The organism is Candidatus Skiveiella danica (assembly GCF_022705245.1).
GTDB lineage: Bacteria > Pseudomonadota > Gammaproteobacteria > Burkholderiales > Burkholderiaceae_C > Skiveiella > Skiveiella danica.
The window spans coordinates 152,836-164,085 of record NZ_JAKJEW010000005.1; the positions used below are offsets into that span (position 1 = coordinate 152,836).

General features: G+C 65.2%; 11 protein-coding genes. All 11 read left to right on the top strand.

All coding sequences use genetic code 11. The features are described from left to right. The first annotated feature begins 3 nt into the window (after positions 1-3). Entirely contained in the window at positions 4-1,137 is a 1,134-nt protein-coding gene (locus ACMUOY_RS04780) for an ABC transporter substrate-binding protein (protein ID WP_413891551.1), read from the top strand. A 98-nt stretch (positions 1,138-1,235) separates the two neighbouring features. Next, entirely contained in the window at positions 1,236-2,276 is a 1,041-nt protein-coding gene (locus tag ACMUOY_RS04785) for a branched-chain amino acid ABC transporter permease (RefSeq protein WP_413891552.1), read from the top strand. A 1-nt stretch (position 2,277) separates the two neighbouring features. After that, complete coding sequence (locus tag ACMUOY_RS04790; protein WP_413891553.1) at positions 2,278-4,044, top strand: ATP-binding cassette domain-containing protein; 1,767 nt, start codon at positions 2,278-2,280, stop codon at positions 4,042-4,044. 1 nt (position 4,045) lies between these two features. Further along, a complete protein-coding gene (locus ACMUOY_RS04795; RefSeq protein WP_413891554.1) occupies positions 4,046-4,786 on the top strand; it encodes an ABC transporter ATP-binding protein in 741 nt (246 codons plus the stop codon). Positions 4,787-4,895: 109 nt separating this feature from the next. Continuing rightward, positions 4,896-6,575, top strand: a complete 1,680-nt coding sequence (locus tag ACMUOY_RS04800) for a tannase/feruloyl esterase family alpha/beta hydrolase (protein WP_413891563.1) — start codon at positions 4,896-4,898, stop codon at positions 6,573-6,575. 143 nt (positions 6,576-6,718) lie between these two features. Further along, positions 6,719-8,440, top strand: coding sequence for an acyl-CoA dehydrogenase family protein (locus ACMUOY_RS04805; protein WP_413891555.1), 1,722 nt, complete (start codon positions 6,719-6,721; stop codon positions 8,438-8,440). A gap of 83 nt (positions 8,441-8,523) precedes the next feature. Beyond that, entirely contained in the window at positions 8,524-9,090 is a 567-nt protein-coding gene (locus ACMUOY_RS04810; protein WP_413891556.1) for a MarR family winged helix-turn-helix transcriptional regulator, read from the top strand. A gap of 103 nt (positions 9,091-9,193) precedes the next feature. Beyond that, positions 9,194-9,502, top strand: coding sequence for a winged helix-turn-helix transcriptional regulator (locus tag ACMUOY_RS04815; protein ID WP_413891557.1), 309 nt, complete (start codon positions 9,194-9,196; stop codon positions 9,500-9,502). A gap of 182 nt (positions 9,503-9,684) precedes the next feature. Then, a complete protein-coding gene (locus ACMUOY_RS04820) occupies positions 9,685-10,038 on the top strand; it encodes an FKBP-type peptidyl-prolyl cis-trans isomerase (protein ID WP_413891558.1) in 354 nt (117 codons plus the stop codon). Between the two features lie 212 nt (positions 10,039-10,250). Further along, entirely contained in the window at positions 10,251-10,808 is a 558-nt protein-coding gene (gene grpE / locus ACMUOY_RS04825) for a nucleotide exchange factor GrpE (protein WP_413891559.1), read from the top strand. 73 nt (positions 10,809-10,881) lie between these two features. Further along, positions 10,882-11,250, top strand: a 369-nt coding sequence (locus tag ACMUOY_RS04830; RefSeq protein ID WP_413891560.1) for an Hsp70 family protein, incomplete at its 3' end; no start/stop codon positions are given.

Sequence of the window (11,250 nt, forward strand, 5' to 3'; positions counted from 1 at the left end):
AGCATGAACTTCAAGAAAACCCTGTTGGCCTTGGCCATCACCGCCACGGCCGGCACAGCCGCCTTTGCCGATGTCAAAATTGGCGTCAGCCTTTCATTGACCGGTCCGGGTTCCGGCCTGGGCATCCCGATGCAAAAGCAGCTCACCCTATTCCCCAAGACGATTGCCGGCGAAAAGGTGGAACTGATCATCCTCGATGACGCTTCTGATCCTGGAAAAGCAGCCGCCAATGCACGCCGCTTTGTGACCGAGGACAAGGTCGATGTCATCTTTGGCGCAAATCTGACACCGACCTCGGCTGCCGTAGTACCCATCGCTTTCGAAGCCAAGACAGCCCAGGTTTCCGGTGCGCCCGTGCCACCCCAGGGCGACAAGGAATCGTTCCTGTTCCGCCTGCCGCAAGGTTTTGAAGTGATGGCCCACGCCGTGGTCGAGCACATGAAAAAGCAAGGTGTCAAAACCGTCGGCTTCCTGGGTTATGCCGACGGCTACGGCCAAGGCTGGCTGGCCAACATGGGTCCCATGCTGGACAAGGCTGGTATCAAGATGGTCGACGTGGAGCGTTTTGCCCGCACCGACACCAGCGTGACCCCTCAAGCCCTCAAGCTGACGGCTGCCAATCCTGACGCGATCCTGGTCGTTGCCTCCGGCTCCGGCGCGGCGATGCCGCAACTGGCGCTGGCCGAACGCGGCTACAAGGGCAAGGTTTACCAGACCCATGCCGCCGCCACACCTGACTTGATGCGCATCGGTGGCAAGACGGTTGAAGGCACCTTCGTCGTCTCCGGTCCGGCCTTGCTTGGCGACCAGTTGCCAGACAGCCACCCGTCGAAGAAGCAGGCGATCAACTTTGTCACCAACTTCGAAAAAGCGAACGGCGCCAATTCACGCAACCAGTTTGCGGGCCATGCCTACGACTTCCAGATTGCCATGGAAAAAGTGATTCCGGTGGCGATGAAGAGTGCCAAGCCGGGTACGCCCGAATTCCGCATGGGTATTCGTGACGGTCTGGAGACCATGGGGCGCACCGTGTTTTCCCATGGTGTCATGAACTGGACCGCCAAGGACCATGACGGCTACACCCTGGAAACCGGCGTCATGACCAAGGTCGTGGACGGCAAGTTCATCGTCCAGTAAGACCTTGACCCCAGGGGCGGTGCAATACCTGTTGCAACGCCCCTGCCGGTTTTCCGGTGCTTCACCGACCGTTCTTGCATTCCCCAAAAAGGCCCTTCATGGACTTCTCGATAGCCAGCATCCTGATGCTGGACGGCGTGACCAACGGCGCCATCTATGCCCTGTTGGGACTGGCCACGGTGCTGGTGTTCACCGTCACCCGGGTGATCTTCATTCCGCAGGGCGAATTCGTCGCCTATGGCGCGCTGACCTTGGCCATGCTGCAAACCGGAAAAATACCCGGAACGGTATGGCTTCTGTTGATCATGGCGGCGCTGGCCGCTCTGATGGAAGGCGTTGCGCTCTGGCGCCACAGCGGACATCCTGGACGTGCCTTGAAGGCCACTTTGAAGACCCTGATTTTTCCGGTCATCGTGTCGGGCCTGTCCATCTGGGCCGCACCGCAACAGTTTTCACTGTGGATCCAGGCGGCCTTGAGTGTGGCCATCGTGACCGCTTTCGGCCCCCTGGTCTACCGCGTGGCCTACCAGTCGCTCGAATCCTCGCCGCCCCTGGTGCTGCTGATCGTTTCGGTCGGCGTGCATTTCGCCATGACCGGCCTGGGTCTGCTGTTTTTTGGCGCCGAGGGTTTTCGCAACCCGCCCTTCTGGGACGAGCGATTCAATCTCGGCCCCGTCGCGGTTTCCGGCCAGACGGTGATTATTTTTGCAGTGTCTCTGGCGCTGATTGTCTTGCTGTGGCTGTACTTCGAGCGCTCATTGCGCGGCAAGGCCCTGCGGGCAACGGCCGTCAACCGCACCGGCGCCCGCTTGATGGGCATTTCCAGCCACAGCGCAGGGCAGCTGACCTTCCTGATGGCGGCCTTCATCGGCGCCTTGTCAGGATTGCTGATCGGGCCGACGACCACGGTCTTTTACGACTCCGGTTTCCTGATTGGCCTCAAGGGTTTTGTCGCCGCGGTCATTGCCGGCCTGTCGAGTTACCCCGGCGCGCTGCTGGGTGCCCTGTTCGTGGGCATCGTCGAAGCCTTTGGTGCTTTCTGGGCCAGCGCTTTCAAGGAAGTGATCGTGTTCACCATCATCCTTCCCGTTCTCCTCGTGCGCTCGCTGCGCGCCGGTCACTCCGACGAGGACCACTGACATGAAGATCAAGAATCTCGCCCTGGTCTTGCTGGCCATCGCCATCCCGGTCCTGGCCTTGCTGCCCTTGCCCGACTTCTGGATCGTGCAGCTCAACTACATCGGCTTGTATGCGCTGGTGTGCCTGGGTCTGGTATTGCTCACCGGCGTCGCAGGACTGACCTCCTTCGGCCAGGCGGCCTTTGTGGGGATTGGCGCGTACACGACGGCATGGCTGACACTGAATACCGGCATGTCCCCGTGGCTGACCCTGTTTGTCGGTCTGGCCATCACTGCCGCCAGCGCGTTGATCGTGGGGGCCATCACCCTGCGCATGTCCGGGCACTACCTGCCCTTGGCCACCATTGCCTGGGGACTGTCGCTTTACTATCTGATGGGCAACCTGGCGCCATTGGGAAAATACGACGGCCTGCAGGGCTTGAAGAGCTTGTCGGTCGGCAGCCTGGATATCGGGCAGGGACGCCTGTTTTTCGTCTTGACCTGGGCGATCCTGCTGGCCGGCGCAGCGGCACTCCTGAATCTGCTGGATTCGCGCCCTGGGCGCGCCATCCGGTCTCTCAAGGGTGCGTCGCAAATGGCTGAAGCGATGGGCATCAACACCTTCCGCTACAAAGTCAGCATTTTCCTGATCGCGGCATTGCTGGCTTCCATCGGTGGTTGGTTGCTGGCGCATTTCCAGCTCACGGTCAACCCTTCAGCCTTCGGTCTGAAGATGGGCATTGAATACCTTTTCATGACCGTGGTGGGTGGTGTCGGCTATGTCTGGGGCGCCATTGTCGGCGCAGGACTCATCAAACTGCTGGACGACTACCTGCAGGTCGCCCTGCCCGCCTTGATCGGCACCAGCGGCAGCTACGAGGTAATCGTGTTCGGCGTCGCCATCGTGCTGGTCCTGAAGTACCTGCCCGACGGCCTGTGGTCGCTGGTCGCCCGCTATCTTCCGGACGCACCGCGCAAGGTCGACTGGCAGAACGCCGGAAACCTGCCCAGTCGCAGCAAGCCGGCCAGAGGTGAGTCGGTGCTGAAGGTGGAGAAGATCCGCAAGCAGTTCGGCGGCCTGATCGCCGTGAACGACATCAGCTTTCAGATCGATGCCGGGCAGATCGTGGGATTGATCGGCCCCAACGGCGCCGGCAAGTCCACCACCTTCAACCTGATCACCGGGACCCTGTCCAAGACCCGTGGGCACGTGCTGTTTCGGGGTCAGGACATCAGCACCTTGCCGGCACGGGGTATCGCTCGCCAGGGCATGGCGCGCACCTTTCAGCACGTCAAGATGATTCCCGACATGACGGTGCTTGAGAACGTTGCCATGGGCGCCTACACCCGCGGACACAGCGGCGTCATTGGCTCCATGCTGCGCATCAACAAGTCGGAAGAACAGCGCATGATGAAAGAGGCTCAGCGTCAGCTCGAGCGCATCGGCATGGGTGAGCACCTGCACGAGCAAGCCGGCAATCTGGCCATGGGCCCGCAACGGCTGATGGAGATTGCACGTGCCTTGTGCTCCGACCCCGCGCTGCTGCTGCTGGACGAACCGGCTGCCGGCCTGCGGCACAAAGAGAAACAGGACCTCATCGCGGTGCTGCGCCAACTGCAAAGTGAAGGCATGAGCATCCTGCTCGTGGAGCATGACATGGACCTGGTGATGGACGTGTGCGACCACCTGGTGGTGATGGAGTTCGGCACCTTGCTGACCCAGGGCACACCCGAGGAAATTCAGGCCAGCCCCGCCGTGCGCGCGGCCTATCTGGGAACGGAACACTGACATGACCCACCCCTTGCTCAAAGTCACCGACCTGCACGCCGGCTATGGTCGCGCCGAGGTCCTGCATGGCATCAACCTGGAAGCAGCGCAGGGCAGCGTCGTCACCGTGATCGGCCCCAATGGCGCCGGCAAATCCACTCTGCTCAACACCCTGATGGGGATCCTGCCTGGCCAGGGCCGCGTGGAATTTGATGGCCAGAACATCGGCGACCTGACGCTGGAAGAGCGCGTGATGCTGGGCATCGCCCTCGTTCCCGAGAAGCGTGAGTTGTTCGGCACCATGCCCGTGGAAGACAACCTGGTGCTGGGGGGCTATCGTCAGATGCGCCTGGGAAACAAGCGCTGGCGTGATGGACTGGAGCAGGTTTATGCGCTGTTCCCCCGCCTGAAGGAGCGGCGCACCCAGCTGGCCGGCACCCTGTCCGGGGGCGAGCGCCAGATGCTCGCCGTCGGCCGCGCGCTGATGTCGCGCCCCTCCCTGCTGATGCTCGACGAGCCCAGCCTGGGGTTGGCGCCGCTGGTGGTGCGCGAGATCTTCCACACCGTGGAGAACCTGCGCAAGACCGGCGTGACCATCCTGCTGGTCGAGCAGAATGCCCGCGCCGCACTGGAGACCGCCGACTACGGCTACGTGCTGGAAATGGGCGAAGTGGCGCTGAACGGCCCGGCGGAGGAACTGGCGCACGACCCGCGCGTGATCGACACCTACCTCGGTGCGGCGCGCAAGAAGGCCGAAGCCTGAGCCGCCCAACGGCAGACCGGCCCCACCGTGGAAGACAAGGAGACACTCCATGCCCAAGCATCCACCCTCGTTCTGGCTGCAAGGCCTGGGCTTTTTCCCTGCCGCTGCCATGCTGGTCGCCTGCGGCACGATGCCGGGCACGGCAGCAGCACCCACACCGGCGCCGCTGAAGGCAGCGACCGGCGCGCCTTTGCAGAACTGCGCGGCGCTGGCCACCCAGTTCCGCTTTGACCAGACGCAGGTCACCTCCGCCACCCCGGAGGCCGCCGGCGCGCTGAAGCTCGGTGCAAGTCCGGTTCCGGCGCATTGCCTGGTCAAAGGGCGCATGCATCCGCGCAAGGGCAGCGACGGCCGCGACTATGCCATCGGCTTTGAGATGCGCCTGCCGCAGGCCTGGAACGGCCGCTTCTACTACCAGGGCAATGGCGGGCTGGACGGTACGGTCCAGCCGGCACAGGGCGCGCTGGGCGGCGGTCCGCTCACCGGTGCCTTGCTGCAGGGCTTCGCCGTCATCAGCTCCGACGCCGGGCACACCGGCGCCCAGACCCCGTTTTTCGGCCTGGAGCCGCAAGCCCGGCTGGACTATGGTTACCAGGCCGTGGCCAAACTCACGCCCATGGCCAAGGGTCTGATTGCGGCGGCCTACGGAAAGGGGCCGGACCGCTCCTACATCGGCGGCTGCTCCAACGGCGGGCGCCATGCCATGGTGGCCGCGGCGCGCCTCGGGGACCAATACGATGGGTATCTGGTCGGCGCCCCTGGCTACCGGCTGCCCAACGCCGCGCTCGCGCAGCTGTGGGGCGCCCAGCAATGGGCGACCGTCAGCACGCCCGGCGCCACCATCCCGCACCCGATGAACCCCTCGGCCACCCTGGCCGATCTGGGCAGCGGGTTCACACCGAAGGAGCGCCAGTTGCTCAGCTCGGCGGTCCTCGAACAATGCGATGCGCTGGACGGCGCGCGCGACGGCATGGTGCAGGCCACGCAGGCCTGCCAGGCCCGATTCAACCTGCAGAAAGATGTGCCCACCTGCCAGGGAGAACGCAATGGCCAGTGCCTGACCGTTGCGCAAAAGCAGGTGGTCGCGGCGGTGTTCAGCGGTGCGAAAACCGCCACCGGCCAGCCGATCTACGTCAGCTTCCCTTATGACGCCGGCGTGTCCGGCGCCAACTGGGCCACATGGAAGTTCGTCAATGCGCTGGCGCTGGACCCGTTGGCGGTGGGTGCGGTGTTCAGCGTACCACCCGGGCGCGTGGACCCGCTCAAGGAAGACGTGAGCGCGCGTTGGCCCCTGTTCAGCGCCACCGATGACGCCTTCCGGGAATCCGGCCTGTCGCTGATGACGCCCCCGGGCCAGGACAACCCGGTCAACCTCGGGGCGCTGCGCGCACGCGGGGCGAAGATGGTGCTGTTCCACGGCGTGAGCGACGCCGTGTTCTCGGCCGAGGACACCCGCCGGTGGATCGAGCGTCTGGACCAGGCGCAGGACGGCAAAGCCGCGGACTTCGCGCGCTACTTCCCGGTGCCCGGCATGAACCACTGCAGCGGCGGCCCGGCGGCCGACCAGTTCGACCTGTTGACCCCGCTGGTGCAATGGGTGGAACAGGGCGTGGCGCCCCAGGCGGTGCCGGCCAGCGTGCGCGGCGCCGGCCACGCCGGCGGTGCGAACGCCGAACTGCCGAAAGATTGGTCGGCCAGCCGCACCCGCCCCCTGTGCGCCTACCCGACCGTGGCGCGCTACGCGGGCAGTGGCTCGCTCGAAGATGCCGCCAGCTTCTCCTGCCGTTGAGGTCTTCCCGGGCATGGCGCCGGGCGCCACATCCGCGAAACTGCCCAGGCCATGCCACCGGGCAGCCAGCACCGATATTTCGAAAATATAGAGCCATAACCCAGCGTCAAATGGTCTTCTGACGCTATATTTTGAGTAGCAAAATGAACCCGTACCAGCCCCGCACCGATGACATGGCCTTCATCCTGGCAAATGTTCTGCAGGCGCCCGCCCAGCTGCAGGCCCTGGGCGCCTTCGCCGAGGTGGACCCGGACCTGATGCGCCAGGTGCTCGACGAGGCTGGCAAGTTCGTCGGCGAGGTGATCGCGCCCTTGAACCGGGATGGGGATGAGATCGGCGCGCGCTTTGAAGCAGGCAGCGTCACCATGGCACCGGGGTTTCGGGACGCCTACCAGGCCTTCTGGCAGGCCGGCTGGCCGGCGCTGGCCTGCGCAGCGGAAGACGGCGGCCAGGGCCTGCCGGCGGTGCTGGAGGCCACGCTGTACGAAATGCTCAGCGCCGCCAACCATGGCTGGACCATGGCGCCCGGCCTTCTGCACGGCGCCTACGAGTGCCTGAAACACCACGGCAGCGACGAACTGAAGGCGCGTTACCTCGGGAAGATCGCCACCGGCGAATGGCTGGCCACCATGTGCCTGACCGAACCCCACGCCGGCTCCGACCTCGGCCTGTGCCGCACCAAAGCCGTGCCCCGGTCCGACGGCAGTGTCCACCTGTCGGGCACCAAGATCTTCATCTCCGGCGGCGAGCACGACCTGAGCGACAACATCGTGCACCTGGTGCTGGCCCGCCTGCCCGACGCACCGCCCGGGCCGAAGGGCCTGTCGCTGTTCCTGGTGCCCAAGTTCTATGCCAACGGCCACCGCAGTGCCGTGGTCTGTGAGCGCATTGAGGAAAAAATGGGCCTGCACGGCAGCCCGACCTGCGTGATGCGTTTTGACGAGGCGACCGCCTGGATCGTCGGCGAACCCGGCAAGGGCCTGAACGCCATGTTCGTCATGATGAACGCCGCGCGCCTGCACGTGGCGCTGCAAGGCATCGGCCTGCTCGACGCCGCCTGGCAAAAGGCGGATTCGTATTCGAAAGAGCGCCGCCAGATGCGCGCGCCCGGTGCGCGCGACACGAGCCTGATCCAGGACCACCCTGCCATGCGCCGCATCCTCGACACCCAGCGCGCCTGGATCGATGGCGGGCGCGTGCTGGCCTACCGCACCGCGCTGGAGCTGGACCTGCTCAAGCGCCATCCGGATGCCGGGCGCCGCGACGCCGCACAGCGCTGGTGCAGCCTGGTCACGCCGGTCATGAAGGCCGCCTTCACGCACCAGGCGTTCTACGGCGCCAGCGAATGCCTGCAGGTGTTCGGCGGACACGGCTACGTGCGCGAATGGGGCATCGAGCAGATCGTGCGCGATGCGCGCGTGGCCATGATCTACGAGGGCACCAACGAGATCCAGGCCATCGACCTGCTGGTGCGCAAGGTGCTGCCCGACGGCGGGGCCGGGCTGCTGAGCCTGCTGAACGAACTGCGCGCCGACCTGGATCCCAGCCATGCGCCGGATGCGCTGGCGCTGCGCCAGTTTGCCGCGCTCGGCGAGCTCACGCTGGAACTGGTCGAGGCCGCGGCCCGCGACGGCGCACTGGCCTTCTGGGTCGCAGACGACTACCTGCGCGCCACAGCCCTCGCGCTGCTGGCCTGGGCCTGGGCCCGGATCGAGCGGACGTTGGCCGCCGAAGGCGCCGACCGCGCCCGCCGGTGGCTGCCGGCGGCGCGCGCCATGCGCCACTGGGTGCTGCCCGAGTTCGACATGCGCGCGTCCATCATTCGGGCACGTTGCACCGCCAGCGAGGCCGCCCGGACAGACTGACGCGCACTCCGGCCCCGGACCCGGCGCTGACGCTGGACCGCCCGGTGATCGCGGTTATTCTCGATCGTCCGCCCTTTCATCGAATGGCCACCCGAACCCGAACCTCGCCCCCCATCGCCGCCGCAAAGGCGCGCGCCGTCGCGCCACCCGCAGCTGCCGCAGTGGACACGGTCGACACCAGCTACCTGGAAACCCTCGTCGGCTACAACGCGCGGCGTGCGGCGCTCTCGGTCATCGGCCTGTTCCTGCAGCGCATGGCGGTGTACGGTCTGCGGCCGGTGGATTTTTCGGTGCTGTCGCTGATTACTCACAACCCCGGCATCACCTCGAGCCAGCTGTGCAGCGCCCTGAGCATCCTGCCGCCGAACCTGGTCGGCATGGTCAACGCGCTGGCCCGTCGCGGCCTGATCCAGCGGCTGCCGCACCCACGCGACGGCCGTGCCCTGGGCCTGCACCTCACGGCCGAGGGCCAGGCCCTGATGCGAGACGCCGAGTGCACCGCGCGCAACCTCGAGGACGAAGCCACCGGGCAACTCAGCACCGCCGAACGCAAGACCCTGATCCGGCTGCTGCGCAAGGTCTACCTGCCACCCGCGACCGCGGCAGCACCGCCACCCCCGGACAAGACGCCGCAGCCCGGCAAGCTATGAAACTTGTAGCAGCGAGAAATTTGCGCTATAGTCGCACCGCCTGACAGGCTGGCAAGCGGACACGGCCTGCAGCCCATCCCACCGATTCGAGGAGTACAAGCCCATGAGTTCAAAAGAAAACGTCGCCATCAACCAGTTGCTGGCCCTGCTGGAAACCCGTTACGCGCTGCGCGTGCTCTGGGCTCTCAAGGATGGTCACCCGCAAACCTTTCGCCTGCTGCAGGACAGCGTAGGCGGCATCACGCCCAACACCTTGAACACCCGGCTGAAGGCGCTGCGTGAAGCCAATCTGATCGGCCATGGCGACAAGGGCTACAACCTGACGGCCGGTGGCGCCGACCTGCTCAAGCGCCTGTCCGACCTGCAGGCCTTCGCCGCCAAGTGGACGGCCAGCCAGGCCCGCAAGAAATAAGGCTCCCTGCGGGGAGCGCCACAAGGACAGGTTCGCCTGTCCTTTTTTTCTGGTCCGGCGTGCAGCAGATGCCCGGGTGCGGTGCTGGCATAATTCAGGGCCTTTTTCAGTGCTTTTTATGGCCCATCCCTGCACAGGATGGTCATATCAAGCTATCAACCTAATAGCAACAGGAATTCCCCATGATCACCACCCCGAGCGGCCTGCAATACCTGGACACCACCGTGGGCGAAGGCGCCGAAGCCAGGAAAGGCCAGAGCGTCACCGTGCATTACACCGGCTGGCTCTACAACGACGGCGTTCAGGGCGGCAAGTTCGACTCCAGCAAGGACCGCAACGACCCGTTCGTGTTCTCGCTCGGCGCCGGCATGGTGATCCGGGGCTGGGACGAAGGTGTGGCCGGGATGAAGGTCGGCGGCGCGCGCACCCTGATCATCCCCGCGGCGCTGGGCTATGGCGCCCGCGGCGCTGGCGGCGTGATTCCGCCCAATGCCTCGCTGAAGTTCGACGTCGAACTGCTCGGCGTCAAGGGCTGACCCGTCGTCGGCCGGCCTGCCGAAACCGCAGGCAAGCGGCCGCGCCCGAAGCGCCCGGCCCGTCCGCCGTTTCCACATGCCGGCGCCCGGCACCTGAATGGACGGCCATCCCCTCCAAAAGTGCGCCTCTTTTTGGCGGCCAATGCCTTGAAACAGGGGCCAGCGCCCCAATTTCCTCCGCGAAGCCACCCTTTATCCATCGCCACACCCGCATGTCCGATCCCATCCAACCTGAATCCCCTGCCCCGCTGACGGGCGAACCGAGTCCCGAAGAACTGGAAGCCGCGGCCGCCGCCAGCGAAGACGCACTGAGCCAGACCCTGGCCGAACTGGCCACGCTGAAGGCCAAGAGCGCCGAGCTGGCCGACCAGTACCTGCGCGCCCAGGCTGACGTGCAGAACGCCCGCCGCCGCGCCGAGGACGAGATTGCCAAGGCGCGCAAGTTTGCGCTGGAGAGCTTTGCCGAAAGCCTGCTGCCCGTCCTGGACAGCCTGGAGGCCGGCCTGGCCATCCAGAGTGCCACGCCGGAGCAGATCCGGGAGGGTGCCGAGGCCACGCTGCGCCAGCTCAGGAGCGCGCTGGAACGCAACAAGGTCCTGGAGATCAACCCGACCGCAGGCGCGAAGTTCGATCCGCACCACCACCAGGCCATCAGCATGGTGCCGGCCAACCAGGAAGCCAACACCGTGGTCACCGTGCTGCAGAAGGGCTACAGCATCGCCGAGCGCGTGCTGCGTCCAGCGCTGGTCACGGTTGCGGCGCCGAAATAAAAATGACTTGAAACCGCTCAAGTTATCCACACGTTATTGACATCCAAACTTCATCAGATCTCGGAGAAACATCATGGGAAGAATCATCGGCATTGACCTGGGCACCACCAACAGCTGCGTGTCCATCATGGAAGGCAACACCACCAAGGTGATCGAGAACGCCGAAGGCGCGCGCACCACGCCATCGATCGTCGCCTACCAGGAAGACGGCGAAGTGCTGGTTGGCGCCAGCGCCAAGCGCCAGGCCGTGACCAACCCGAAGAACACGCTGTACGCCATCAAGCGCCTGATCGGCCGCAAGTTCACCGAGAAGGAAGTGCAGAAGGACATCGACCTGATGCCCTATTCCATCGTGGCCGCCGACAACGGCGACGCGTGGGTGGAAGTGCGCGGCAAGAAAATCTCGGCCCAGCAGGTCAGCGCCGACATCCTGCGCAAGATG

Excerpts from the sequence above, each read along its gene's own strand:
- ACMUOY_RS04780 (WP_413891551.1), top strand. The coding sequence starts at position 4 with ATGAACTTCAAGAAAACCCTGTTGGCCTTGGCCATCACCGCCACGGCC.
- ACMUOY_RS04785 (WP_413891552.1), top strand. The coding sequence starts at position 1,236 with ATGGACTTCTCGATAGCCAGCATCCTGATGCTGGACGGCGTGACCAAC.
- ACMUOY_RS04790 (WP_413891553.1), top strand. The coding sequence starts at position 2,278 with ATGAAGATCAAGAATCTCGCCCTGGTCTTGCTGGCCATCGCCATCCCG.
- ACMUOY_RS04795 (WP_413891554.1), top strand. The coding sequence starts at position 4,046 with ATGACCCACCCCTTGCTCAAAGTCACCGACCTGCACGCCGGCTATGGT.
- ACMUOY_RS04800 (WP_413891563.1), top strand. The coding sequence starts at position 4,896 with ATGCTGGTCGCCTGCGGCACGATGCCGGGCACGGCAGCAGCACCCACA.
- ACMUOY_RS04805 (WP_413891555.1), top strand. The coding sequence starts at position 6,719 with ATGAACCCGTACCAGCCCCGCACCGATGACATGGCCTTCATCCTGGCA.
- ACMUOY_RS04810 (WP_413891556.1), top strand. The coding sequence starts at position 8,524 with ATGGCCACCCGAACCCGAACCTCGCCCCCCATCGCCGCCGCAAAGGCG.
- ACMUOY_RS04815 (WP_413891557.1), top strand. The coding sequence starts at position 9,194 with ATGAGTTCAAAAGAAAACGTCGCCATCAACCAGTTGCTGGCCCTGCTG.
- ACMUOY_RS04820 (WP_413891558.1), top strand. The coding sequence starts at position 9,685 with ATGATCACCACCCCGAGCGGCCTGCAATACCTGGACACCACCGTGGGC.
- grpE (WP_413891559.1), top strand. The coding sequence starts at position 10,251 with ATGTCCGATCCCATCCAACCTGAATCCCCTGCCCCGCTGACGGGCGAA.